At 56.4% G+C, this 24704-nt stretch carries 22 protein-coding genes; 10 read left to right on the top strand and 12 right to left on the bottom strand.

Annotation, left to right across the window (positions count from 1 at the left end):
* Positions 1-59: 59 nt before the first annotated feature.
* Complete coding sequence (locus ABDK75_RS00970) at positions 60-1289, top strand: ectonucleotide pyrophosphatase/phosphodiesterase (protein ID WP_346004720.1); 1230 nt, start codon at positions 60-62, stop codon at positions 1287-1289.
* Between the two features lie 57 nt (positions 1290-1346).
* Here ABDK75_RS00970 and ABDK75_RS00965 read toward each other — a convergent pair whose 3' ends face one another.
* Genes ABDK75_RS00965 through ABDK75_RS00955 form a run of 3 tightly spaced genes read right to left on the bottom strand, consistent with a single transcriptional unit; the run spans position 1347 to position 3823 of the window.
* Positions 1347-2582, bottom strand: coding sequence for an FAD/NAD(P)-binding oxidoreductase (locus tag ABDK75_RS00965; protein ID WP_346004719.1), 1236 nt, complete (start codon positions 2580-2582; stop codon positions 1347-1349).
* A 39-nt stretch (positions 2583-2621) separates the two neighbouring features.
* Complete coding sequence (locus ABDK75_RS00960; protein WP_346004718.1) at positions 2622-3575, bottom strand: nucleoside hydrolase; 954 nt, start codon at positions 3573-3575, stop codon at positions 2622-2624.
* The gene (locus ABDK75_RS00955) at positions 3572-3823 is read right to left on the bottom strand and encodes a DUF3297 family protein (protein WP_046900479.1); all 252 of its coding nucleotides are present in this window, start codon (positions 3821-3823) and stop codon (positions 3572-3574) included. Before ABDK75_RS00955 ends, ABDK75_RS00960 begins: the two co-directional genes overlap by 4 nt.
* 132 nt (positions 3824-3955) lie before the next feature.
* On the opposite strand from ABDK75_RS00955, the gene ABDK75_RS00950 reads away from it, so the two are divergent.
* From ABDK75_RS00950 to ABDK75_RS00940, 3 genes are all read left to right on the top strand, one after another.
* Positions 3956-5143 (top strand): lipase family protein, encoded by a 1188-nt coding sequence (locus ABDK75_RS00950; RefSeq protein WP_346004717.1) that lies wholly within the window; start codon positions 3956-3958, stop codon positions 5141-5143.
* Positions 5140-5943: an SDR family NAD(P)-dependent oxidoreductase gene (locus tag ABDK75_RS00945; RefSeq protein ID WP_346004716.1), complete on the top strand. Its 804-nt coding sequence runs from the start codon at positions 5140-5142 to the stop codon at positions 5941-5943. The genes ABDK75_RS00950 and ABDK75_RS00945 overlap by 4 nt, the downstream gene beginning before the upstream one ends.
* Positions 5944-6023: 80 nt before the next feature.
* A complete protein-coding gene (locus ABDK75_RS00940; RefSeq protein ID WP_346004715.1) occupies positions 6024-9329 on the top strand; it encodes an efflux RND transporter permease subunit in 3306 nt (1101 codons plus the stop codon).
* 61 nt (positions 9330-9390) lie between these two features.
* On the opposite strand, the gene flgA is transcribed toward ABDK75_RS00940, so the two are convergent.
* The 6 genes from flgA to ABDK75_RS00910 form a co-directional block, all read right to left on the bottom strand.
* The gene (gene flgA / locus ABDK75_RS00935; RefSeq protein WP_346004714.1) at positions 9391-10347 is read right to left on the bottom strand and encodes a flagellar basal body P-ring formation chaperone FlgA; all 957 of its coding nucleotides are present in this window, start codon (positions 10345-10347) and stop codon (positions 9391-9393) included.
* Positions 10348-10382: 35 nt separating this feature from the next.
* A complete protein-coding gene (flgG, locus tag ABDK75_RS00930) occupies positions 10383-11174 on the bottom strand; it encodes a flagellar basal-body rod protein FlgG (protein WP_046900475.1) in 792 nt (263 codons plus the stop codon).
* Positions 11175-11207: 33 nt separating this feature from the next.
* Entirely contained in the window at positions 11208-11948 is a 741-nt protein-coding gene (gene flgF / locus ABDK75_RS00925; RefSeq protein WP_086633257.1) for a flagellar basal-body rod protein FlgF, read from the bottom strand.
* A 76-nt stretch (positions 11949-12024) separates the two neighbouring features.
* Entirely contained in the window at positions 12025-13212 is a 1188-nt protein-coding gene (locus ABDK75_RS00920) for a GNAT family N-acetyltransferase (protein ID WP_346004713.1), read from the bottom strand.
* A gap of 126 nt (positions 13213-13338) precedes the next feature.
* A complete protein-coding gene (locus ABDK75_RS00915; protein WP_010503058.1) occupies positions 13339-13806 on the bottom strand; it encodes a RidA family protein in 468 nt (155 codons plus the stop codon).
* Between the two features lie 65 nt (positions 13807-13871).
* Positions 13872-15647, bottom strand: coding sequence for a chloride channel protein (locus ABDK75_RS00910; RefSeq protein WP_346005811.1), 1776 nt, complete (start codon positions 15645-15647; stop codon positions 13872-13874).
* 131 nt (positions 15648-15778) lie between these two features.
* Between ABDK75_RS00910 and ABDK75_RS00905 the strand changes: the two genes are divergently transcribed.
* Positions 15779-16558, top strand: a complete 780-nt coding sequence (locus ABDK75_RS00905; protein WP_346004712.1) for an alpha/beta fold hydrolase — start codon at positions 15779-15781, stop codon at positions 16556-16558.
* On the opposite strand, the gene ABDK75_RS00900 is transcribed toward ABDK75_RS00905, so the two are convergent.
* Positions 16555-17205: a DNA-3-methyladenine glycosylase 2 family protein gene (locus ABDK75_RS00900; protein WP_346005810.1), complete on the bottom strand. Its 651-nt coding sequence runs from the start codon at positions 17203-17205 to the stop codon at positions 16555-16557. The two genes, ABDK75_RS00905 and ABDK75_RS00900, sit on opposite strands and share 4 nt — an antisense overlap.
* Before the next feature lie 197 nt (positions 17206-17402).
* On the opposite strand from ABDK75_RS00900, the gene ABDK75_RS00895 reads away from it, so the two are divergent.
* The 3 genes from ABDK75_RS00895 (at position 17403) to ABDK75_RS00885 (ending at position 21053) form a co-directional block, all read left to right on the top strand.
* Entirely contained in the window at positions 17403-18518 is a 1116-nt protein-coding gene (locus ABDK75_RS00895) for an energy transducer TonB (RefSeq protein ID WP_211498318.1), read from the top strand.
* 72 nt (positions 18519-18590) lie between these two features.
* Positions 18591-19523, top strand: coding sequence for a hypothetical protein (locus ABDK75_RS00890; protein WP_099211378.1), 933 nt, complete (start codon positions 18591-18593; stop codon positions 19521-19523).
* Positions 19524-19601: 78 nt separating this feature from the next.
* Entirely contained in the window at positions 19602-21053 is a 1452-nt protein-coding gene (locus ABDK75_RS00885) for a deoxyribodipyrimidine photo-lyase (RefSeq protein WP_346004711.1), read from the top strand.
* Positions 21054-21097: 44 nt separating this feature from the next.
* Here ABDK75_RS00885 and ABDK75_RS00880 read toward each other — a convergent pair whose 3' ends face one another.
* Both ABDK75_RS00880 and ABDK75_RS00875 read right to left on the bottom strand, forming a co-directional pair.
* A complete protein-coding gene (locus tag ABDK75_RS00880; protein WP_099211952.1) occupies positions 21098-21544 on the bottom strand; it encodes a hypothetical protein in 447 nt (148 codons plus the stop codon).
* Between the two features lie 76 nt (positions 21545-21620).
* A complete protein-coding gene (locus ABDK75_RS00875) occupies positions 21621-22223 on the bottom strand; it encodes a Crp/Fnr family transcriptional regulator (protein ID WP_235271778.1) in 603 nt (200 codons plus the stop codon).
* 270 nt (positions 22224-22493) lie between these two features.
* Here ABDK75_RS00875 and ABDK75_RS00870 point away from each other — a divergent pair, with 270 nt between their 5' ends.
* Both ABDK75_RS00870 and ABDK75_RS00865 read left to right on the top strand, forming a co-directional pair.
* Complete coding sequence (locus tag ABDK75_RS00870; RefSeq protein ID WP_086633264.1) at positions 22494-23279, top strand: OmpW family protein; 786 nt, start codon at positions 22494-22496, stop codon at positions 23277-23279.
* A gap of 277 nt (positions 23280-23556) precedes the next feature.
* Positions 23557-24693: an efflux RND transporter periplasmic adaptor subunit gene (locus ABDK75_RS00865; protein WP_346004710.1), complete on the top strand. Its 1137-nt coding sequence runs from the start codon at positions 23557-23559 to the stop codon at positions 24691-24693.
* Positions 24694-24704: the final 11 nt, after the last annotated feature.

Raw genomic sequence — 24704 nt, 5'->3', positions numbered from 1 at the left:
CGCACTCGCGTGGGAGAGATGCTCTGTTTTCGTTCTGAAAATTCCGCTTAACTGGAAGCATGAAAAAGCTTCTTGCCAAGGCGTTTAGCGCGACCCTTCTGACCCTTATCAGCGGTTGTGCTTCAACGCCACTTCAGCCGACGCCATGGATCGGGAAGCCAACTGTCATTCTGATTTCTCTGGATGGTTTTCGAACAGAATATCTTTCCAGAGGGCTGACACCTCACCTATTAGAGCTGGCTCGGAATGGCGTTTCTGCTGAGGGTATGCGGCCTTCTTTTCCATCCATTACATTCCCTAACCACTACACGTTGGTGACTGGCCTCAGACCCGACCACCATGGGATTGTCGGGAATACAATGTATGATGCGGATCATCCCGGAATAAAATTCACCATGCAGAGCAAGGACTCTTATTGGTGGAATGAAGCTGAGCCAATCTGGGTGACCGCGAAACAGCATGGGCTGAATGTTGGCACACTGTTTTGGCCTGGATCAGAAGCTATTATTCATAATATGCGGCCAGACGAATGGCTGCCTTTCCGTTCGCAGATGTCTGACAGCGAACGCGTGCACACATTGCTATCCTGGTATGACGCGCAACCTGCAAAGCGTCCTGAATTCAGTACACTCTATTTCAATATCGTTGACACACAGGGCCACCATTTTGGGCCTGACTCTATTGAAGTTGAGGCTGCCCTGGAAGATGTTGACGATGGCATCGGGCAACTGATCGAGGGGCTAAAAAAACGTCATATTCCCGCTGATATTATAGTCGTCGCAGATCATGGGATGGCGTCCGTTGGGGAAAATCATATCATTCCCATGGATCAGATCGCGCCAGCCTCCTCTTATCATTGGATCACGGGAGGCGCTTACGCCGGGGTAAATGCTGTGCCGGGAAAAACGGCAGTTCTGGAGAAAGCGCTCCTTCAGTCGCACTCGCATATGACATGCTGGCGCAAAGCTGAAATTCCGGAACGATTTCACTATGGAAAGAATCCCCGTGTCCCTGCCTATATCTGTCTTGCTGATGTCGGCTGGATGATTCAGGCCACTACTCCAGACAAATCTCAGAACCCGTATAAGGGCGCTCACGGCTATGATCCCGCAGCACCGCAAATGAGCGCCGTTTTCGTTGCGAATGGCCCGGACTTCAAAGCCGGTAAGGTGCTACCGCCCTTTGACAATGTCGATGTCTACTCTTTGGTGACGCATTTGCTGGATATTCCAGCGCAACCCAATGACGGCACACTCAAGACATTTCTGCCAGTGCTGAACACACCCTGAAAAAGCACAAAAAAAGCCGGGGTCTCCCCCGGCTTCTTCTCGTGAAATACCTATAGATCAGGCGCTTTCTTTGACCTTGTGCTTGACCTTGACGTCATGCCCCTTGAGCATTCCATGCCAGTACAGGCGCGGGAAAACTTCGGTTTTCAGGAGCCAAGCGAAGCGGCTGGGTTTCCGCTGATCATACGGGAAACTCGGAGCAACCTTCCCGCCATACAGGAACTCTGCCAAAACGACTTTGCCGTAAGACACTGTCAGTGGGCAGGCACCATATCCATCATACGCCCCTGTTTGAGGGCGACCGTCGAGAGAGGCCAGCAGGTTCGAGACCACAACGGGAGCCTGCTCGCGCGCGGCAGCAGCTGTCTTGGCATTACTGGTACCCAGAACATCTCCAGCGCCGAAAATGGTATCGTACTTCACATGACGCAGACTTGTAGGGTCCACATCCAGCCAGCCACCGGCATTGGCAAGGGGGCTTTTCTTGACGAAATCCGGGGCGGACTGTGGCGGAACAACATGCAGCATGTCGAACGACCGAACAACAGTTTCGTCCGTGCCAACAATCTGGAAGGTGGCTTCGCGTTTCTCCCCATCAACCTTAATGAGGTTCTCTTTCTTATGAAGATTGACCCCATAAAAATCGATCTGCTTCTGGAGGGAAGGCACGTAGTATGCCACGCCAAACAGCGCGTCGCCCGCCATACAGAAATCGACTTCCGTGCGGTGAAGCGACCCTTCCTTGCGCCAGTGATCGCTCGCCAGATAGACAATCTTCTGCGGTGCCCCAGCACACTTGATGGGCATAGGAGGCTGTGTAAAGAGCGCCTTTCCACCATCAAGATGACGGATGCATTCCCATGTGTAGGCAGCCGTTTCACGGGAATAGTTGGACGTCACGCCATTACGGCCCAGCGTCTCGGGTAGTCCCTCGATTTTATCCCAGTCCAACTGAAGTCCGGGGCATACAACCAGCCGACGATATTCCACCACACGGCCACTTTCGAGCGTCACCGTGCTCGCGTCAGGATCGGAAGACACCACACTGTCTCGCAGCCAGGTCACGTCTTTCGGAATCAGGCCACCTTCCTGACGGAGCGTTTCCGCCAGTGTCATCACGCCGGCTCCAACCAGCGTCCAGCCCGGCTGGTAGGCATGCGTCGTAGATGGTTCGATAATGGCAATCGACAGGTTGGGTCGCTGATGTCGAAGCTGCGCTGCAATGGTGATGCCTGCAGCACCCCCACCAACGATGACGACGGAGAAGCGATCCTGCGGGTTGGAATCTGTCATGTTCGATGCTCCAGAGTCATGGGCTGACAAAAGAAGACCCTAAACCAGACGGGCCAGTCTTTCGGTAAGAAGAGTGTAGAACGCGTCGGAATCAATGTGATCAATCCATAACGCATTAGGGAGGCGATCGGTTACCTTCCAAAGATCGACAACGCTCTGTCCCAGACAAAGCGGTGCTTCAATCTCGATCTCGACGTTACAGTCCCGTCCGGAGAACAGGTCTGGCCGCAGTAGCCAGCCAATCGTCAGCGGGTCATGGAGTGCACCGCCTTCCCACCCATACTTCAGCTTCTCAAAGCGGTCTTCAGCACCCAGCATCCGGACAACCATATCGCCCACAGGTGTTCCGAGCGCAGCAATCGGTGCCAGCCGCGCAGGAGTCGCAATGGCGCGATGGGTCACATCGAGCGGGAGCAGCGTGACAGGAATGCCTGCACCCATCACGATTTTCGCAGCGTGGGGATCAACGAAGAAGTTGAATTCCGCAGTTGGTGTGATGTTTCCACCTTCGCGCTGCGCGCCACCCATTGCGACAATCCGGGAAATTTTGGACGCAACATCCGGCGCGTGCGTCAGGGCGTGTGCCAGATTGGTCAGAGGACCAAGGCAAACCAGCGTAATGGCGCCTTTTGGCTCCTTCCGCAGCACATCGATCAGATGGGTAGCGGCGTCCATCGGCTGCTCACGGAGACGAGGGGTTGGCAGGTTAGCGCCCCCCATTCCGGTTTCACCATGCACGTATTCCGCACTGATCGGCGCCTTATGAAGAGGCCGTGCGGCACCGGCAAAAACCGGTACATCCTCACGCCCTGCCAGTTCGAGCAGGGCGCAGGCGTTTTTCGTGGTCTGGGCGAGCGACACGTTGCCAGCAACGGTCATGATCGCTTCGACCTGCAGTTCTGGCGAGGCCAGCGCCAGCAGGATTGCCACGGCATCGTCCTGACCGGGATCCGTGTCGATAATAATCCGGCGGGGGCTGACCTGCGTCATCATGCGTCCTTTTCGTCGTCCTTGAACCAGGCCTCAACCGTCCCCGTGACCTTCAGGGTCATCGGACGGCCTTTGCGGTCCACGGCCTTACCAACAGACAGACGTGCCCAGCCCTCGCTGATGCAGTATTCCTCAACATTGGTCTTTTCTTCGCCCTTGAGGCGAACACCAACGCCGCGGTTCAGCACGTCTTCATTGTAGTATGGGCTGTCCGGGCTGGCGCACAGGCGGTCGGGAGGGGTATCGCTCATAATCGGTTCCTTTCTGTCTTCTGTGACATCTTCTGTAGCGCCGGATGGCCTCGCCTCCAAGTCAGGATGGCTCCCCGGAGACAACCGGCGCTGCTATGATGCGTTTTCCTCCTCAGGAGACCATGAGTTACCATGACATTCATTCGCTTCCGCCGAACGATGGGCGCTACACTTCTCAGCCTTGCCTCTCTGGGTGCCGCCCTGTCCGGTTGTGCATCACAGGATGACGGAGACTCCTATTCCGTCAGCGTCCCGGTGGCAGCGGGTCAGGCGATGCGTCTGGATCACATGATTTCTCATGTTCCAGGTCAGGCATGGCGTCTCACTTATCGCAGCGCAGATGCCCGCAATCCGAAGCAGCTTGTTCGGGTGTCAGCGGAAGTTCTGGTTCCCGCAGGCAAGCCGCCCGCTGGTGGGTGGCCTGTCTTGGCCTGGGCTCATGGAGAAAGTGGCCTGCATCTGACATGTGCGCCTTCTGTCATGGGCCTCGGGACTGTTCAGGAACGCTTTTATGGTCCCTGGCTGCGACAGGGCTTTGCGATCGTCGCCACAGACTATCCGGGTCTTGGGGAGCCCGGCGAGGCATTACTTCTCAATGCCCGTTCAGAAGGGATGAGCGTCCTGGATTCCGTTCGAGCCGCTCACGAACGCCTTCCTTCGATCTCCACGACAGTACTTCTCAGTGGCCATTCGCAAGGCGCTCAGGCGGCTCTGGCAGCCTCTGCAATGGCGGCGTCCTACGCGCCTCAATTGCATATTCTGGGAACGATCGCTGTCGCGCCGCCCTATCTGGATGCGCAGGGCGTTCAGGATCTTATGCACCCTCGTAATCCGCACAACTTCTCACCAGTCGTTCCGGAACTCCTGTCTCTTGGCGCATCTCTGGCTCAGGCTGACCCTTCCTTTGACGCCAACGCTGTCTTTACAAACCGGGCTCTGGCTTTGATGCATGACGCCGGAAGCACATGCAGTTCGGATTTCTTTCCGATGGCCCACCGTTCAGGACTGACACCTGCCACGACACTCAAGCCTGGCGCCGATGCTGTATTGGCGCCAGCACTGAAATGGGCTGAATATCCGTCCCTCTCGCTCTCAACACCTGTCATGATTGCAACAGGCGCGCAGGATCTGCACTCCTCCCCAAGCGAGCAGCATCGTTTGGTAAATGCACTATGTGCTGCAGGGACTTCCGTCAGCCACACGACCTATGGGGGTGCCAGCCATAGTGGCACTCTTGCTGCGGTCACCACAGATGCTCATGGTTTCGCACGAACCCTCCTTGCCGGGCAGAAGCCTACGAACAACTGCCCTGCACAATGACGATCCTCATTACAGGGGCTGGTTCTGGAATTGGTCAGGGATTGGCAAACCGCCTTTCCAAGCCACACCAGACCCTGTTTTTGGGAGATCTGCATTCGGACAGCCTGAACCTGACTCAAGCGCAATGCTCGTCCTTGGGGGCAGTCGTTCATACTCGCTGCATAGACGTGCGCGACCGAACGGAAATGGCAGAGTGGGTAGGAGAATCCGGTCGCTCCAGACTGGACATGGTATTTGCATGCGCAGGCCTGACTGGTGGTCTTCCGCCCTCCCACGGACAGCCTTCGGTCATGGAACGTGAAGAACATGCAAGAGCTATTTTTGAAACCAATCTGACGGGTGCCCTCAACACCCTTTTCCCAGCTATCGAACAGATGCGGCAGCAAAAGCCGGACAGAAACGGTCACAGAGGCCGCATCTGCGTCATGTCTTCAGTCGCGAGCTTTGTCTCTTACCCAGGGACCCCATCTTATTCAGCCTCCAAGGCCGCAATTGATCGGTTTGTCGTTGCCAGTGCTCCGAGCCTGGAACGACAGGGAATTTCCCTCACAAGCGTTTGTTGCGGGTTTGTAAAAACTCCGATGGTGCGGGCCAATCGTTTTCCCATGCCAGGTCTGGTCTCCACAGAAGAGGCAGTACACCGCATTCTGCGTGGAACGCTACGGGGACAAAGACGAATCATGTTTCCGTTCTGGCTTGGGTTGGGTGCACGTCTGACAGATCTTTTGCCGCCGCGTCTGGCTGAACGTTACTATTGCAGGCAGCCCTCTGCCCGACCGGGTGGAATGCCCGATTACTGACCAGTCTCACGGTACGAAAATGACTTTTCGTGTCCTAATAGTAATGACCAAAAGACCATAATCGGGGATAAGCTGTCGGCATGAATTTCTGCCGCTTTTTCATTGACCGCCCCGTCGCAACAATCCTGATGTCTCTTGCCATCTTCATGGCCGGCGTCATCTGTTATCCTCTTCTGCCTGTTGCGACGATGCCTGATGCAACCACAACCAACATCATGGTCGTGGCATCACAGCCGGGTGCGGACCCGCAGCAGATGGCAACCTCTGTCACGACCCCGCTGGAGCGGCGCCTTGGCTCCATTGCCGATGTGAAGAGCATTGAGTCTGACACGAGCCAGGGTCAGGCGCAGATTTTCATTGAGTTCTCGTCTTCCCGGAACATCGACGGGGCCCTGCGAGACGTACAGGCCGCTCTTCGGGCTGCCCGCAGCGATCTTCCCACCGGCACGCTGGACGATGATCCGCAGGCCTTCAAGCTGGATGGCAGTGGTTTCCCGGTTTACCTGCTCAGTGTCACGACAGACCAGCTGACACAGGCCGAGCTTTATGATGTGGCCAATATTCAGGTCAAACCTTATCTGGCCAAGGTCAAAGGAGTAGGCCGTGTGGAAGTCGTTGGTTCATCGAACCCAGCCGTTCGCGTAGAGCTTAATCCGGGACCTCTGTATAAATGGGGCATCGGGCTTGAGAATATTCGCTCGGCCCTCGCCTCTGCCAATGCCTTCACTCCAAAGGGTTTCATCGACAGTCATGGCACACGCATGCTGCTGTCAACCAACGACCAGGCCGTCAAAGCAAGCGAATACAGGGATCTGATCGTCGGATACCGGAACGGACTGTATCCCGTTCGCCTCAAGGACGTCGCTAACGTCTACGATGGTGTGCAGGACGTTTATCAAACGAGCTACATCAATGGTCACCGGGCCATTACGCTCATCGTTTCCGGTCAGCCTCATGCCAACACCGTGGCGATCGTGGACGGGATCAACGCTAATCTGGACAAACTGCGAGAGGGTCTGCCGGGTAGCGTCAAATTAACTGTTGGCCTGGATACATCCCGCTCCGTTCGGGCCGCCCTTGATGATGCGAGAGACGCCCTCATCATTTCCGTCATTCTGGTGGTCTTGGTCATCCTGCTTTTCTTCCGCAGGGTCATGACCACTGTCATCCCGGCCGTCACTGTGCCGATTGCCCTGTCCGGCACGCTGGCCGCAATGGCATACTTCAACTTTACTCTGGATGTTCTATCTCTGATGTCCCTGACGATCGCTGTCGGGTTCGTTGTCGATGATGCCATTGTGGTGCTTGAGAACATTGCGCGGCACATTGAAGACGGGATGGATCATTACGAAGCCAGCATTGTTGGCTCGTCGGAAATCGGCTTCACGGTCCTGTCCATCAGTGCCTCGCTTGTTGCGGTGTTTATTCCTCTGCTGTTCTTGCCGGGAACTGCGGGCTCGATCATGTTCGAGTTCTGCATGACGATGATTTCCGCCATCGTGATTTCAATGTGGCTGTCCCTCACCCTGACACCCATGATGTGCGCTCGCATGCTTGAAATTGATCATGGGACCGCTCCCCGTAAGGGTCTTACAGGCGCCATCGTGCGCTTTACTGAAGCGGGGCTGGATGGCCTCGTGCGTCTTTACGCCCGTTCCATGCACTGGTGCCTGCGGCACACGATCCTTATGGGGCTGACCCTTCCCCTGAGCTTTATCCTGCTCGTGGGTTCAGTCATCGTCATGCCCAAGGAATTTATCCCCGAGCAGGATATTTCCCTGATTGGCAGTCGCATCCAGGGCGATGCGACCATGTCCTTTGATGAAATTGACCGCAGGCTGCGTGCTGTCGGTGCAATCGTGCAGCGGGACCCGGACGTAACATCCACGACCATTTTCAGTAACGATAAAAACTCCGGCCAGCTCTACCTGCATTTGAAAGAGAAAAGCGAGCGCGCTCCGGTAGCGACAGTGTTGGCCCGTATTCGCAAGGCTGTTCCCGTTGAACCGGGAGCAGACGTGATGTTCTGGAATGTCGGCGGCAATAGCCAAGGGGGAAGCAGCCAGAAAAATACGGGTGCTTATCGATATGTTCTCCGCAGCGAAGATATTGCCAGCCTGACAGGCTATCTCCCTAAAATGCTGGGAGCGCTGCGTGCATCCGGGCAGTTGGTCAACCTTTCTTCGGCAACGGAAAGCCAGTCCATCGCGGCCTACGTCACGGTCCATCGCGATACGGAAGCACGGTATGGCATCACACCGCAGCTAATCCAGAATGTTCTGTATGATTCCTACGGCCAGACCATCGTCTCCACGATCCACCTTCCTCTGACGACACACCGGGTCGTCATGGTTCTGGGGCCGCAGTATCGAACTGATCCCAACATGCTGCATCAGGTCTGGATTTCAACTTCTGCTGGCACAGCGGCGGGCGGTGTGGCGTCCAACCTGATTAGAGCCCAAGCCTCCACCAGCGGGACTGAAAGCACATTTGCATCTCTTGCAACGGCATCTATTCAGAACTCACTGGCCAACCAGATTTCCGGCAACAGTTCCAGCGGCGCCGCTGTATCGTCTTCGACAGAAAAGATGATCCCGCTTGAAAACGTGGCTTCCATTCTATGGAAACAGCAGCCGCTCGATGTCACCCATCGTTCCGGGTACTATTCGACCGCTATTTCCTTCGATCTGGCGCCCGGCGTGACCTATGCTCAGGGCGTACAGCTCATTCAGGACACGCTGAAAAATACCCATGCTCCAGAAGGTGTTCTGGGCGAGTTCACGGGGACAGCGGGCGATACAACCAAAGTCATGATCAATGCACTGTTGGCGTTCGCAGCAGCCATTGCCGTCATGTATATTGTGCTTGGCATTCTATATGAGAGCCTGATTCATCCCATCACCATTCTTTCCACGCTGCCCTCTGCCGGCATTGGTGCCATCATAGGGCTATGGTGTTTTGGAATGCCCTTCAGTGTTGTTGCTGTTATCGGCATCATTCTGCTGACAGGCATTGTGAAAAAGAACGCTATTCTGGTGATCGACTTTGCCATTCATGCAGAGCGCCATGATGGATTGTCGCCCAAGGATGCCATTTTCAAAGCATCCATCACGCGTTTCCGCCCAATTCTCATGACCTCTCTCGCTGCGGCCCTCGGTGCTGTGCCGCTTATCATCGGACATGGTTACGGGAGCGAGATGCGTGCCCCACTAGGCGTCTCTGTACTCGGAGGCATGATCGTAAGTCAGTTGCTCACGCTTTATACCACCCCGATCGTCTATCTCTGGATGGATGCGATTGGAAAATGGGTCCGACGACTGGTGCTTCGCATTGGAAAGGTCTTCCAGCACCGCGCTATGCCCAACAGTGTGCAGAACCAGAGTTAAGCCAGACGCGCGGACTGCTTTTCATTTTGGAGCCTGAAATGCCACTGCGTTTCAGGCTTTTTTATAACGTCGGCAAGTTCACTGCTGCAGGACGGTTTCGACTGTCCGCTGAAAGGGGAGCAATGTCCGGGATGACCTCGACTTCGGTTCGTCCCATGACCCGCCCTGTCAGAACCATGTGACTGTTGGCATTATAAATATGAACAGTATCGCCTTTGCCACCTGCCTCCAGAACGTTTCCTGACACTGTCAGGCGAACTCCCGGCAAGGTGTAGAACAAAACCACGGGTGATCCCCGCCGCACTAGTTGAGGGTGCACAAGTTGCGAGGACGCCAGAACCTGTCCCGCAGACAGACTGCTTCTTGCTTCCAGGCCAACTGCATCATCAACGGTCTGCAACGTGTCTTCAGGCACATCGGATGATCGGACCAAAGTAACACTCACATCTTCAGGCAGCACAGGCTGCCCAGGATGAAGCCCATGACGAAGCGTCACGGCCCGGACCTCCATGGTCACGGAGCCATTCACCGAAAAGGATGTTGCTTTGCCACCCGATGTAGCTGGAACCTCCATCCGGGCATTGAAATGCCCCCCCCCTCGTGGTGGCCGCTCCAGATGCAGAAGAACTGGAGCCGCCTGATCCTGCGCAGGAACTGGCACAGACCGAAAACCACTTAGGGTAATTTCAACATGAGCGTCCTGAGACAAATCCAGCCCCTGGTGCAAAACCGGTAGAATATCATCCTCCCCGATTAAACGTGTGGCCCGCGTCACCGTCGTAGAGACCAAGGGTGATGCATCTGGCCAGTCCACACCAAACTGTGCAGCAATCGCTGTCAGTTGCGGGCCACCTACAACATAGCTTGCGCCAAGTGCAGGAGCGTCTCCGATATCGGCGTCCTGCGCTGACGTCAGGCCTGAAAACAGATCGGAAAGATGAACACGGGCATGATCGATACTGATATTCGTACGGAGCGTGGCCGCATGGACGGAACCCGTTGCTACGGCTGAAAACACCAGCAGTCCGACTTGCCACCACCCTCCTTTCACGCTCAGCGGCCGCCAAGGTTGTTAAGAGTCTGCATCATATCGTCTGCTGACGTAATGACCTTGCTGTTCATTTCGTATGCACGCTGCGCCGTAATGAGATCTGTAATTTCCGTCACAACATTGACGTTCGAGTTCTCAACATAGCCTTGCATGACACTGCCATAACCCGTTGTGTTCGGGGTTCCGAGCATTGCATCGCCAGAGGCCGTGGTGGGCGTGAACAGGTTCTGGCCCATCGCGTCCAGGCCATTTTCATTCGTGAAAGTCGCAAGCTGGAGCTGACCGACAACAGTTGAATTGTTCTGCCCGGCGACCGTTACGCTGACCTGCCCGGACTGATCAATGCTGACACTCTGGGCATTATTGGGGATCGTGATGGTCGGGCTTAGCTGGTAGCCATCAGCTGTTACGAGCGATCCCGTATTGTCCATCGAGAAGGTGCCGTCTCTCGTGTAAGCCAACTGTCCGGAGGGTAGCTGGATCTGAAAGTATCCCTTGCCCTGCACGGCTAGATCCAGAGAGTTACTGGTTTGTTCAAGACTACCTTGATCATTGATGCGATAAATAGCGGCTGTTTTTACACCCAAACCAACCTGCGCTCCGGCAGGCACAGTCGTGCCTGTATCAGACGAACTCGTGCCGACCCGGCGGATATTCTGGTAGATGAGATCCTGGAACTCAGCACGGGACCGTTTGTATCCGGTCGTACTCATGTTCGCGATGTTGTTGGAAATGGTTTCAACGTTGGTCTGTTGGGCCTGCATGCCCGTTCCAGCGATATCGAGTGCGCGCATGTGGCTTTAATCCTTGTCCCGTCAGGACGTCTGTCAGGCGGAGACCTGAACGATTTTATCGATGGCGTTCTGCTGACGTGTCGCCTCGGCGTTGACGAACTGCGCCATGAAATCGAAATTGCGCTGGATATCCATCATCTTCGTGACCTCGGACATCATCTGCACATTACTGCCCTCGACCATGCCTTGCAGGATCGAAGGCCTGTCCACGGCATCGGTTGGCTGGTCTGATCGGAGAAGATGACTGCCCTCAGCCTGAAGGGTGTTGTTGTCCCGTGCAGTGACGATACCGATCTGCCCGGCTTCACCGGTTTCAGTGGTTATGACACCATCGGAAGAAATGGTGAGTTGATGATCCGTTGCTGGCAGCACGATGGGCTGCCCTTCCCGGTCCAGAAGGGCGTTACCACTTTCGTCAACTACCGTTCCGTCCTGCTGCTTTTCAAAGCGGCCAGCGCGCGTCAGTCGCACACCGTTGGCGGTCTGCACCTGGAAATATCCCTCTCCACCCAAGGCAAGATCGAGCGGGTTTCCCGTCTGCTGCATGTCGCCCTGCTGGAAGTCACGATAGGTCGCACGATCCTGAGTATAGGCCTGAGTCTCAGCGCCCGTGGGCTGGGTACTTCCGTGCTGCCGGGAGAGATAATCACTGAACAGAACGTTTTCGCGTTTGTAACCGACCGTGGAAGCATTGGACATGTTGTCTGCCACCACCGACATGGCGCGCTGCTGGGCATCCATGCGCGAAAGGGCAATATAGGTGCTGTTCTCCACGGCTGAAGCTCCGGCATTCCACTGTCATGAAGGAAGCTTAACTGTCAGACCCTTTCCCAATCGTTAACTGCCCCCATCAGGACAAGTCGTCCTGACGGTATGGAGAGCCTGCTGCCAGGGCTTCGGCTTCATCCAGAAGAACGCTCCGCTCTTCTTCAAGAAAAGCCGCAACAGCTCTCCCCAGTCCCGGATCCAGAAAGGCGTGCGCCGAACGCGTAAGAGCTGGCAGATAGCCGCGCTGGATCTTATGTTCCCCTTGCGCGCCAGCTTCCACACGGGTCAACCCATGGGCAATGGCGAAATCGATGGCCTGATAGTAGCACAGCTCAAAATGGAGGAAGGGCCACTCTCCGTCACATCCCCAGTTGCGCCCGAAGAGAGTATCTTTCCCCATCAGATTCAGGGCCCCAGCCACAGGGCGCCCTTCATGCTCCGCAAGCATCAGAACGACGCTATTGCCCAAGCGCTCTGAAAGCATCGGGAAGAAGCTTTCAGACAGGTAAGCACTCCCCCATTTTCGATCGACCGTAGACTGATAGAATCGATAAAAGGCTTTCCAGTCCGCAGCGGTAATGTCCGCGCCTTGCCTTGTCACGAATGTAAGGCCAGCGGTCTGGGCTGTTTTGCGTTCCTTGCGAATGGCCTTGCGCTTACGGGATGACAGGGCATTCAGGAAATCCTCGAAAGACGCGTATCCCTGATTTTGCCAGTGATACTGAATGCCTAGGCGCTTGAGGTATCCGGCGCTTTCAAATGCCTCCATCGAGGCGTCATCGCAAAATGTCGCATGTACGGAGGACAGACCTAGTTGCCGGGCTGCTTGCATTAAAGCCGATGCCAGCGCTCGTGCGACGGCCTGTGGTTCCACCTGATCAGGCCGGACAAGAAGGCGCGGACCGGGGACTGGGGAAAACGGAACCGCGCACTGGAACTTGGGATAATAGTGCCCTCCAGCAGCCTCATAGGCCCGCGCCCAGGACTGATCGAAAACATATTCACCCATGGAATGGGCTTTCCCATAGAGAGGAGCGAGCGCTGCAATCGTTCCATTGGGAGCGCGTAGGGCAGCATGCCTGACAAGCCATCCGGTTCGATCTGCGACGGATCCACTGTCTTCCAGAGCCGAAAGAAACCCGAAGGACACAAACGGATTTTCGTCGCCGGCGCAGGCATTCCATTCAGCCGGGCCGATTTCATGGATGGACGCATGAAGCGTCAGCGTCCAGTCAGTCGCTTCTGATGGCGGGGGAGTAGAGGCGCTCATGACGGCTGATCCTGCAAACGTACATAACCCATAGGGCAAACGTGTTGATCAGGCATGGAAAAGGCAACGTCTTGGTGTCTTTTCCATGAAGTTGGATGGGCAAGAAGCCCATCCAGTCCGGTGGAATCAGACGACTTCGAACAGGGCTTCCACTTCAACCGGTGCATTCACTGGCAGGCTTGGAACGCCAATTGTGGAGCGGGCATGACGACCTGCATCTCCGAAGACTTCAACCGCGAGATCAGACGCACCATTCATGACAACAGCATGTTCCGTGAATTCCGGTGTGCAGGCAATGAAACCACCGAGACGCACAACCCGCTTGATGCGGGACAGATCACCGCCCAGAGCGGCTTTGGCTTGGGAAATGACGTTGATGAGGCATGCGCGTGCACAGGCAACACCTGCATGATTGGAGACTTCGTCGCCCAGCTTGCCGGTAATGAGCAGCTTACCATCCACGAGAGGAAGCTGACCCGAAACAACCAGCAGATTGCCTGTCAGGACAGTCGTAACGTAATTCGCAACCGGTGCAGCAGCTTCCGGCAGTGTGATTTCAAGGGCGGCGAGACGATCTTCAGGGGTGTTGGACATGAGTGTTCTCCTGTGAATGGACTGTCATGTTGAAACGCATAGACGTCGATGCCAAGGGTGAACCGTCACACGGCTGATCCCTCTTCGCCGGCCAGTGTTCGGCGACTGCGCTCAAGCTCTTCGGCATAGCGACGCAGAGCGTGCTGTTCCGTCAGGATACCAACCACCTGACGGGACTGAAGATCTTCCACGACAACGAGGGCATCGGCTTCTGCACGTTCGAACAGTTCCACGGCTTCCCGAACTGTCAGCAGAGGCGTCAACATGGCGTTTTCGAAATGGGCGAGGCTCTGCACGGGCGTTAAGGCCGCAGGAACGGCCTGGAGCTCTGCCACATTAACCATTCCCACATAGCGGCTGTCCCGATCCAGCAGGACAATTCTCTGCGCGGAGCCCAAAGGAAAAAGAGCCTGTGCCCGGTTCAGGGGGGTGTCAGACGAGATGGTTCGCACCTGTCCGCGCATCATGCGCCGAACGTTCAGAGAGCGCATCCACCCGATATCCACGGCAGAGCGAATGGATTCACCACGCAGATGAAAACGCCATGTGGCGAAACTATAGCCGAACAGACGTCTCACAGTGAGGAGCGACAAAACAGCGGCTACGAATGTTGCACCGCTCATGGAAATACTGCCTGTCAGTTCCAGAAGCAGGCACACCATGGTCATAGGGCTACCGATAATGGCCACGGCCATGGCGCTCATGCCAATCAGAGCACAAGCCGTCAGGGACACTGGCGCCAAGCCGATCCATTCAAGCAGCGCGCCATACACCGTCCCGGCAAGGCTACCGAGGTACAGAGATGCAAAGAACAGCCCCCCGCGGAATCCGGAGCCGATGGAAATACAGGAGGCCAGCGCTTTCAGTATCAACAGGCCGAGAGCCAGACGAGGCGTAATCCATCCCGCAAAAACCACTCGCATGGCGTCATGTCCCGCCGACAGGACTGATGGGTGAATGACTGCTAACCCACCAACCATCAGTCCGCCGACGGCAGGCTTCAGCCACACAGGGCCAGGGAGCTTGCGAAACAGAACCTCGGTCTGGGTCACACAATACATGACGCCGATGGCGGTTAGAGCAGACAGAATGCTGATGACAACAACACTGACACTCCCATCCCACGTCAGGGTCCCCGGGTCTGCAATCATAACCGCAGCAGGCATGTGACCAAACAGATGCGCCACACCCACACCGGCAAGAGCTGCCACAGCGACGGGTGACAGACTGACGAGAGAGTAAGAGCCGATCACGAGTTCAAAGGCGTAAAAAGCCCCCGCCACGGGCGCGTTGAATGCCGCACCGATCGCCGCACCAGCAGCCGCGCCCACCAGAACACGCAGATCTTCACGACGGACCCGGAAAGACTGGCCAATGCGGGACCCAAGAGCAGAGGCAATCTGTGTAAAGCCTGCTTCGAGGCCGATGGAGCCCCCTATGCCATTGGAAAGAATCGTCTGAAGCGCAACGATCGTGCTGTCTCGCACAGACATGCGACCACCATGCAGAGCATTGGCTTCAATGGGATCGACCGGACGGCGGGGCATAACTTTTGCAACCACCGCACCGAATATCCCAAGGACAAGGCCGCCCAGTGTCAGGACGAGGAGGAGACGCCATGGAGGGAGCCATGTCAGGCCGGAAAGGTGACCGTCCACAGTGTTCCCGCGACCGAATAGTGCGCTGTGAAGAAACAGGGTGACAGTTGTAACAATCACAACACACAGCCCAGACAGTCCCCCGACCACGGCAGCCAGAACAGTCAGCCAGATCTCGTCAGCGCGCACCATCGCACGCAGCGTCACGGGAGCCTGGGTGGGGTGACGAAGGAGCTCGCGCAGATGGCGACTCACGCGAAAACGCAATTCGTTACGGGTGGGGCTGGTGGACAAGAGGTCTCCCCGGCGGCAGGTGTAGTTCTGTTTGGCTGGAACGCTGCTTGCGATCAACCGCTGTCATGGAAGGATCATGCATGAAACTCAACGCCATCGAACGCGGGGACGGACAGGAAACGGTCGTTTTCCTGCATGGACTGTTTGGACGTGCCCGTAATCTTGGTTTTCTTCAGCGTGAGGCAGCCCAGGCATTTCGGACGATTGCCCTAGACCTTCGCAATCACGGAGACAGTCCGCATGGCCCCGTTAGCTACGCGGCCATGGCGCAGGATGTGCTGGAAACCCTTGATGATCTCGGGGTCGATTCCTTTTCGGTCGTCGGACATTCCATGGGTGGGAAGGTTGCAATGATGCTCGCTCTGGCAGAGCCAGACCGTGTAGTCCGCCTGATGGTCGCTGATATGGCCCCCGCGCGGACCCAGCAGGGCCATGGAGATATGATTGCCCGACTGGATGCCATCACGTTTCCGCCAGACCTGACCCGGAGTGGCGCGCTGGACTTGCTGGAACCCGTCACAGGCAGCAGAGCCGTCGCGGAGCTGATGGCTCAGAATGTTCGCCTCGACGGCACGCCGGGCTGGGCCATTGGATTTGATGACATTACGCACGGGATACATCTGATCGAAGATTGGCCTGAAATTCAGGCTATTCCTTATGAAGGGCCTGCTCTGTTCCTTCGTGGGGGCAATTCCGACTATGTCAGGCTGGAGCACCACCCCCTGATCATGACACTGTTTCCTCATGCCCGGATACAAACTCTGGAGGGCGCAGGTCACTGGCTGCATGCGGAGCAACCCCGCCCTTTCATTGCTGAAATGATGGCATTCCTCAACGAACCGGCCAACTCCCCAGACTAACCCGTCAACACGTTGGGAGCAGTTTTTCGCCCCTCTTCCGCCACGCGCCAGCAATACCAGGCCAGCGCGGAGCGATGTGGGGAAAAGGGAAACGTTTCAATTTTCAGGGCTTTGGGCTTCGGCGCAATGTCCAGCCCTTTAATCCGGCGCCAACCTTCCCGGACACCAAAGTCATCCACCGGCATCACATCGGGTCGGTTCAACGTCAGCATCAGCAGCATCTCAACGGTCCATCGTCCGACACCACGAAGGGTAATCAGCCGCTGGATCAGGTCCTCGTCTTCCATTGCATCAGCGTCTTGTCGGCTGGGCACAAGCCCATCCAAGCGAGCCTGCGCAACGCCCCGCATGGCGCTCTGCTTGCTAGCAGACAGGCCGCAGGCACGCAGAGCATCTTCGGACAAAGCAAGAAGGACATCAGGCGATGGAGGCGTGCCATCCTCGGACGCCTCAGGGCCAAGAAGGCATAGCCGCCCGAAGATACGGCGCGCAGCCACACCATGGAGCTGTTGCCCGGCGATGGCACGGAGGAGGGCGTGATATGGCTCCTGATCGCCTCTTCCCTGAAGGCGACATGGACCAATCCTGCGGACTGCGGCTGCAACATCCGGATCAACGGAAAGACACGATATGAGACTGTCTGTCATGAAGCTGTCTTTCCTGCCAGGAACATAGCGCTTTGTCTCTTTCGTGAACTGGCCATTACTGCCATGATAGTGACAGACGCAATGCCCACCCCCAGACCGGATACCAGCCTGCCGGATGACGAACCCGCCCGCCCTGGTGCATAAAGCCTGGCGATGACTTGCCGCCACCTTTCCTCTTTTGAGCAGGCCCGCAACGTATGAGCGGGAAAATGCCGTCTGCCAATGGCAAGGTGGAGCGTCGCGAGCCAAAGCTGTTCGCTGCGTCCTTACGCCCTGTGAATGCACATCTTCAGTCACCGAAGGGCTTCCGGTCCCGACTGAAGGATTATGTCCCACCTGCGAAAAGCCCGGTTCGCCCCGTCCTGACGCCCATGATGCGTCCACAGACCATTGTGGAACCGGGGCCGACTGTTCCGTTCTGCATTTCTGCTGGCCTTCATGCGGCAGTCCTCGCCCTGCTGCTTACGCAGCATCAGGGCGTGCATGGTTCACCTGCAGGAAGCGAGCAGCCGCAGGTTGAGATGGTTTTTGACCAGCCTCCCTCAAAAAGCAGCATGCAGGGACCACGCGCCAATGATCAGGGGGGCGCTCCGCCACCGCCGCCTGCCCAGAGCCAGGAAGAAACCCAGCAGGAACAGCAGCAGCCAGAGCAACAGCAATCTGCGCCAACACCTGCCGTGCCGACGCCTGAAACGCCATCGGCCCCACCCGTGCCCGAAGAATCGTCATCTGAGCTTCCCAAGACCACGCCGTCTCAGCAGGTTACGCCGGGCGCCGCCCCCAGCCAGAGAAGCACACAGACGACGTCACACAGTCATCGTGCCCATCGCTCGAACCGGTCACAGAACAACAATCCGTTCGCCCATCCGATGGATCTGTCCTTCGGTGAACAGCCATCGCCCTATCGCCATCGCCGTGGACGCGCAGCGGGATCGGGCGGACCGATTGACATGTCGCTGGGGCCGCTCAGCATGAATGGCGCCATTAACGCGCCTTATCAGACACGCACCAGCGTGAAGGGCGTCAGTGAAGATTACGGCAGCGAGATTGATCGTTGGATCCGGTCTCACATGTATTATCCGGAAGATGCCGCCCGCGCCGGAGAGGATGGTCCATCTTCTGTCCATGTTGTTCTGGACAGATTCGGGCATGTGAAAACAGTCCGGCTGACGGGCCAGTCCGGCTCCTACTCACTGGATGCTGCCACGACGGGCATGTTCCAAGGGGCCAAACTGCCGCCAGTGCCGCCGGACATGAAGGGCGACCACTTCGATATCGATGTGACGATCAATTACATTCTGATCCGCCGCTGATCCGCAGTTTCGACATCGGCGAAGTGATCCCTTACACTTCGCCGGTCTCTTTATCACTGTTCCGGAGCCCTGATGCGCCGTTTCCTGCCTGTTCTGCTGCCCCTCTGTCTGGCTGGCTGCTTCAGCATGCCCCGCCCTTTCTCGGACCCGGGACAACAGGCCCGACAGCTCGCAACGGCAAACCTGCCTCCTGCCCGACTAGCCGTTCCGACATCTTCTGAGTCCCTGTTGTCCGATGATGCTGCGAAGCTGTGGGCTCATGACGTTGCGGAAGCCATGGTGGCACAGTCGGTGCCGGCTATTGCCCAGCCGAAAAAGCCCGGGGACTGGTGGCTGAAACTGAGCGCCAGCACACGCAACGGAGCCGTTGTACCGCACTACGTCATCATGACGCCCGAGGGGAAAGCCCGCGCTGAAGGCGATGGCGCACCGGTTGATATGGCAGGCTGGAGTGCGGGAGATCCGTTGGCCATTAAGGGCGCCGCCATGCAGGAGGCTCCGGAACTGGCCAATCTCCTGACCGGTATCCAGGCAGATATGATGCAACAGGATCCTCACAGCCTCATGCGCCGTGCTGCTCATATCTATTTTGAAGGCGTTAAAGGAGCGCCCGGCGATGGAAATACCTCTCTAGCCCGGGCGTTCTATGCCTCGCTGCCTGACAAAACAAACTCTGTGCAGACCAACGCCAAGAACGCGGATTTTACGGTTCAGGGCATCGTGAAGGTCACAACTGCGGGGACAGTCGATAAAACTTTGATGCAGCACATCGAGATCGTCTGGCATGTCATCACGCCAGACGGCAAGGAAGCCGGGGCAGCAACACAGCTTCACGATGTTCCGGCTCATTCCCTGGATAATGCGTGGGGTGATACGGCGATCATGGCTGCTGAAGAAGCCGCAGGCGCTGTACGGACCATCATCACCAATTATTCCGGCCGGGAGCACAAGCCGCTGCCCGCGTCGACACAAACTGTGAAACCATCTGACGCAAAGCACGCTTAATTTCAGCTCACGCATTCTGTGAGCCCTGTTTTCGAGGTTTTCATCCTCTGCCCTTCATGCCCTCGGAAAGAGAGCCGAATGCTTGCCCGCGCGTCACAGACTAAAGAATCCCCTGTCATCGTCTGGTTCAGGGATGACCTTCGCCTAGCAGATCACCCCGCCCTACAGGCTGCTGTGGAAACCGGGCGACCGCTGATCTGCGTTTACGTTCTTGATGATGAGACACCTGCACTCCACCGTCTGGGAGCGGCATCCCGGTGGTGGCTTCATGGCGCACTGGCCGAGCTAAGAAAATCTCTGGCTCAACACCATGGAGCGCTCCTGACGCTTCATGGCTCCGCAGAGACGCTGATCCCTGCGCTTGCGAAAGAAACTGGGTCTAACTGCGTTTTCTGGCATCACCGGTTTCATGCCAAAGAGCAGGAACAGGACGACCGTATTGCTGATGCGCTCAGTAAAAACGGTGTCTCTGTGACAGCAGACTGGGGAACTGTCCTGCTGGATCCTGAGCGGGTTCGCACGAAAGAAGAAAAATTCTACCGTGTTTTCACAGCTTTCTGGAAAGTGTTTCAGCTTCAGGATGTTCCCGATCCTGTAGATGCACCGTCCCACCTGTCGTTCTACCCTGTTGAGAGTAAATTGCTTTCCGATCATCGTCTTGATGAGCAGGCTCTCCTTCCCACCCAGCCTGACTGGGCCGCCGGGTTGCGCTCTCACTGGGAGCCGGGAGAAACGGAGGGACAGGAGCATCTGGAGGACTTCCTGAAGCATGACTGTACCCGTTATGGAACCGGCCGGGACGAGTTAGGGCGCGAAGGAACCTCGCGCCTGTCCCCTTATCTGGCGTCAGGAGCAGTCTCTCCGCGGCAGGTTTGGGCCGCGATTCAGCGTAAAGGGGCTTCCGAAGAAGGCGCGAGAATTTTTCTCTCCGAAATCGGGTGGCGTGAGTTCGCGAAATACACCCTTTTTCATCAACCTCTTCTGCCTGAGACCAGCCTGAATCAGAAATTTTCATCCATGTCGTGGCGCACGAGCCAGACAGATTTGGAAGCATGGCAACAGGGACGTACCGGCATTCCTGTTGTGGATGCTGGCATGCGGCAGCTCTGGGTGACAGGATGGATGCATAATCGGGCGAGAATGATCGTCGGGTCATTTTTGACGAAGCATCTGCTGATTGACTGGCGTAAAGGGGAAGCCTGGTTCCGTGACACTCTGGTGGACGCGGATTGGGCAAGCAATGCCATGAACTGGCAGTGGGTTGCGGGAACGGGCATTGATGCCGCGCCGTTCTTCCGGATTTTTAATCCGACCAGACAGGGTGTAAAATTTGACCCTGACGGCGATTATATTCGTCAGTGGGTGCCGGAGCTGAAAAAGCTCTCAGGAAAGGCACTGCTAGAGCCCTGGAGCGCGCGGGAAGATGAACTCCGCCATGCTGGCGTCATTCTGGGAAAGACGTACCCACGTCCGATTGTCGAGCTTCAGGACGGTCGGGACCGCGCTATGAAAGCGTTTCGCTCTCTGTAACCTAACAAGATACCAGCCGGATTACTCCGGCTGGCAAGGCTGTCTCAGAGACCGCCATTCAGAAAGTTCGTCGCATCGCTACGGCTTTTCTTGCCAAGCGCATTCAGACGGTTCTTCTGCTCCTGCGGCGCATTGCGCAGCTTCTGAACCTTTTCCGTCTGGGCGGTACGAGCCGTGTTCAGCTTGTCACGCTCGTTGTTGATCTTGTTCTGAATGTTGGCTTTTTCGTTAGCCGGAGCATTCGTGTACTGGCTCTTGAGAGCCTGAATCTTCTGTGTGCGCTCAGCCTGAGAAGCAGCCGACTGCGTCTGGTAATTCTTTACGCGGTTGTTGAGATTGTCTTCTTTCTGGGAAAGGTTACCGAGAAAATCGTTCTGTGTGCTCTGCGTGGCAGCAGCCGGGTCAGCAGCATACGCGCTGGAAGCCACTGAAACAGAACCGGTCAGCAGGCTGACAGCAAGAAGCGAACGAAAGAAAATACGGTTTGTCATGAAATCTCCTGTAGTCGTCTTGCGGGAAGACATCAGCATTTCATGGCGGGAATGTGGCTTCCCGACAAATCAGTCTTTATTCGAGGCCTTCCGCAATTGCTGCAATGCGGTCAGGTTGCATGATTGTAATGTGAGTGATGCCACGAATGCTTATGAGACCTTCCCGTTTAAAGGCACTCAGAACACGGCTGACTGTTTCAATAGTCAATCCGAGATAATCAGCGATATCGGTTCGCGGCATGGGCAGATCAAGCTCAATCGGCGCATGAGGCTCCGGCACTGGCGCGGAGAGCAGGCGCGCACGTTCCATCAGAAATGTGGCAAGGCGCTCGCGTGCCGTCTTTCGGCCCAGTAACGTCATGCGTGCCTGCATCAAAGTCAGTTCACGCGACGCTTCCTGGCGTAATCGATGCTCCAGATTGGGAAAGCGACTTGTGAGTCGCTGCATGGACGCGTGGGGAAAACGACACAGAACCGCAGTGCCGAGCGCCTCTGCACCAAATGCATAGCTCGTGGACGCTGCAAGCCCCAGGAAATCTCCACCTTCAGCAAAACCGGTAATCTGACGGCGCCCATCTGGAAGAAGTGTGAACAGTTTGACGCGGCCACCAGTCACAACGAAAAAATCGTGGGCTGGCTCGCCCTCCTCTATAAATGACCGTCCATCCGGAACAGTCATTTTTGAAGACTCACTGGCAAGTATAGCAAGATCACAATCGTCAATCGCATTACAGATACTGTGTTCGCGACCAATGCAATGAGCACAGCGATCGTGGATTTCGTCCGGGATACGCGTTGATGTCATGATGATTGGAACTCTCCCGGCCTGTAACATTTGCTGTGCCGCCACACCCATAGCACATAATTCCCCAGACTTGATCCAGGTCAAGGTGAGGCATGGGGAGGAGTGCTTTGTGAGGTCAACTATTGTTGATGGAAACCCTTTAATATGAAGACTTCAGCTCTTGCGCTGGTCGCTGCCCTAGGTCTGGTGGCATCTCCTGCCTTCGCTCAGACGACAGCTCCTGTCGTTGCTCCTCAGGCCACTGTTTCCGCTCCCATGACGGCAGCTCCTGTGCCACAGGTCAACATTGCACCGCCGTCATCCGGGCACTGCGGCCTGTTCGAGACCTGTGCGAACACGAAGATCGGCCTGGGCAAGGGCGACTTCCTGATCCGTCTGTCTGCTCTTGGTGTTCTTCCGCAGGATACATCGTCCCGCGTGAAGGTGATCGGTGGTCGCGTCAAGGCAACCAACCAGGTCGCTCCTGAATTCACGTTTGAGTATTTCTTTACAGATCATATCTCTCTGGATCTGATCGCAGCCAGCACACGTCATGAGCTTGCCGCTGAAGACACAGCTCTCGGCAAGGTTGATCTGGGTAGCACGTGGGTTCTGCCGCCGACACTGACGCTGGCCTGGCACTTCCGCCCGCACAAGCGCTTCAACCCTTATGCAGGTGTAGGTCTGACACTGGCATTCTTCCACAACATCAGCCCGGCAGGCGGAGCAGTTCAGAAGCTTGATCTGCGCACCACGGTTGGTCCGGCAGCCAACGTTGGTTTCGATTACCAGCTCGTAGGCAACTGGTTCTTCAACTTTGACGCCAAGCAGATGTGGCTGTCCGTTCCGGCATTCGTCAACGAACGCGGTGGCGCTTCTGGCCCATACATTCACGCACGTGACAGCCTGAACCCGACCACGGTTGCAGCTGGTATCGAATACCGCTTCTGATCCGTTCCTGCGGTTCAAGATCTAAAAAGCAGTTCATCCTTCACGGGGTGAGCTGCTTTTTTTATGTAATTTTTGGGTCAAAACGATAAAATTTTTGCAATATGTTGCGGGAAGCCTTTAGAAAATCCGAGTTTTCAGCTTCTAGTGATGCTGACCGATGATTATGTCACGTAGCGATTGCCATGAAATCGTCGGGGTTCAGGAATAGCAGGGCGGTTTATGCTTCTGCCGCATTTGCGGCATTGGTCGTCTGGCAGATACGGGGTTTTCAAAAAGTATGCGTGTTGCGCGCGCCAGCGCTCTGGCTCTCGGCCTGCTGGGTCTGGTTTTCCTTGTTCTTTTCTTGAGAACCTATTTCTTCGCTCCGCCTCACGCGGCTACCCCCGAGCAACCGATGTTTGCACGGCAGAATGGTAGTCTCGTCTTGCGGGATGGCAGCCCTTTGCAGAAACGCCTTGTGGTCGCTCCGGTTTCCCTGTCGCATGATACAGCTGGAGTGGCCCTGCCGGCGCAGGTCGTTGCTCTGCCTGATCATCAGGTCAATGTGCTGGCGCCAGCAACTGGCCGGATCATGAGTGTCGCCGTCCAGCTCGGCCAGCATGTTTCCCGTGGGCAGGTGCTGGCGACAATTGCAGCCAGCGATCTGGATCAGGCCTGGGCTGACGATCGTCGTGCGCGTGCTGCACTGGATTTCTCCAAGCGTGCCTATGACCGTGCACGCGGCGTTCTGGCTGCAGGCGGAAATGCCGTGAAAGATCTTGAATCTGCACGCAATGATCTGGCTCAGGCAGAAGCGGAAGCTCTGAGAACACATCAGCGCCTGCAGGTTCTGGGTGCACGCTCTGATTACGCTGCGCAGGGGCAGGTGCCGCTGGTTTCGCCCGTGGATGGTGTCGTCTCCGCAACCAACATGGCTGTGGGACAAAACATCACGGACTCAACGGCCATTCAGATGACGCTGCTGGATCTCTCTTCCGTGTGGGTCGCTGCTGCCGTTCCGGAAAGCCGCATGTCTGATATAACGGGTGGCGCAACGCTGGATGTCACGTTCCCTGCCCTTCCCGGCCAGACATGTTCCGGTCCAGTTGCAACACGAGATCCTGCATTGAAGCCTGATACACGGCGCCTCAACGTTTATGTTGTCTGCCCGAATACGGAAGGCTTACTGCGTCCCGGCATGTTCGCTTCAGCCAATCTGGGTGTTTCGGAGAACGATGTTGTTCGGGTACCGAAATCCGCGCTGCTGATGAACAACGATCAGGTTTCAGTTTTCGTTGAGGTTGCTCCGGGCACTTTTCGTAGGCGTGAAGTCATTATCAATTATGATGAAGGTGACGATGTGCTTGTTCTCTCCGGCTTGTCAGCGGGTGAGCGTGTTGTGACCAGCGGCGCCATTCTGCTGAACGACGACTGACCGGACGGGCC

Origin of the sequence: Gluconobacter sp. OJA (assembly GCF_039638325.1) — a bacterium.
Lineage (GTDB): Bacteria > Pseudomonadota > Alphaproteobacteria > Acetobacterales > Acetobacteraceae > Gluconobacter > Gluconobacter cerinus.
This window is presented reverse-complemented; position numbering and strand designations above follow the sequence as displayed.

Bases quoted from the DNA above. Each gene is read 5' to 3' on its own strand.
- ABDK75_RS00905 (WP_346004712.1), top strand. From the start codon at position 15,779: ATGAAACTCAACGCCATCGAACGCGGGGACGGACAGGAAACGGTCGTT.
- ABDK75_RS00875 (WP_235271778.1), bottom strand. From the start codon at position 22,223: ATGACTGTTCCGGATGGACGGTCATTTATAGAGGAGGGCGAGCCAGCC.
- ABDK75_RS00885 (WP_346004711.1), top strand. From the start codon at position 19,602: ATGCTTGCCCGCGCGTCACAGACTAAAGAATCCCCTGTCATCGTCTGG.
- ABDK75_RS00970 (WP_346004720.1), top strand. From the start codon at position 60: ATGAAAAAGCTTCTTGCCAAGGCGTTTAGCGCGACCCTTCTGACCCTT.
- ABDK75_RS00890 (WP_099211378.1), top strand. From the start codon at position 18,591: ATGCGCCGTTTCCTGCCTGTTCTGCTGCCCCTCTGTCTGGCTGGCTGC.
- ABDK75_RS00955 (WP_046900479.1), bottom strand. From the start codon at position 3,823: ATGAGCGATACCCCTCCCGACCGCCTGTGCGCCAGCCCGGACAGCCCA.
- ABDK75_RS00870 (WP_086633264.1), top strand. From the start codon at position 22,494: ATGAAGACTTCAGCTCTTGCGCTGGTCGCTGCCCTAGGTCTGGTGGCA.
- ABDK75_RS00950 (WP_346004717.1), top strand. From the start codon at position 3,956: ATGACATTCATTCGCTTCCGCCGAACGATGGGCGCTACACTTCTCAGC.
- flgG (WP_046900475.1), bottom strand. From the start codon at position 11,174: ATGCGCGCACTCGATATCGCTGGAACGGGCATGCAGGCCCAACAGACC.
- ABDK75_RS00920 (WP_346004713.1), bottom strand. From the start codon at position 13,212: ATGAGCGCCTCTACTCCCCCGCCATCAGAAGCGACTGACTGGACGCTG.
- ABDK75_RS00880 (WP_099211952.1), bottom strand. From the start codon at position 21,544: ATGACAAACCGTATTTTCTTTCGTTCGCTTCTTGCTGTCAGCCTGCTG.
- ABDK75_RS00915 (WP_010503058.1), bottom strand. From the start codon at position 13,806: ATGTCCAACACCCCTGAAGATCGTCTCGCCGCCCTTGAAATCACACTG.
- ABDK75_RS00895 (WP_211498318.1), top strand. From the start codon at position 17,403: ATGAGCGGGAAAATGCCGTCTGCCAATGGCAAGGTGGAGCGTCGCGAG.
- ABDK75_RS00945 (WP_346004716.1), top strand. From the start codon at position 5,140: ATGACGATCCTCATTACAGGGGCTGGTTCTGGAATTGGTCAGGGATTG.
- ABDK75_RS00965 (WP_346004719.1), bottom strand. From the start codon at position 2,582: ATGACAGATTCCAACCCGCAGGATCGCTTCTCCGTCGTCATCGTTGGT.
- ABDK75_RS00900 (WP_346005810.1), bottom strand. From the start codon at position 17,205: ATGACAGACAGTCTCATATCGTGTCTTTCCGTTGATCCGGATGTTGCA.
- ABDK75_RS00865 (WP_346004710.1), top strand. From the start codon at position 23,557: ATGCGTGTTGCGCGCGCCAGCGCTCTGGCTCTCGGCCTGCTGGGTCTG.
- ABDK75_RS00960 (WP_346004718.1), bottom strand. From the start codon at position 3,575: ATGATGACGCAGGTCAGCCCCCGCCGGATTATTATCGACACGGATCCC.
- ABDK75_RS00940 (WP_346004715.1), top strand. From the start codon at position 6,024: ATGAATTTCTGCCGCTTTTTCATTGACCGCCCCGTCGCAACAATCCTG.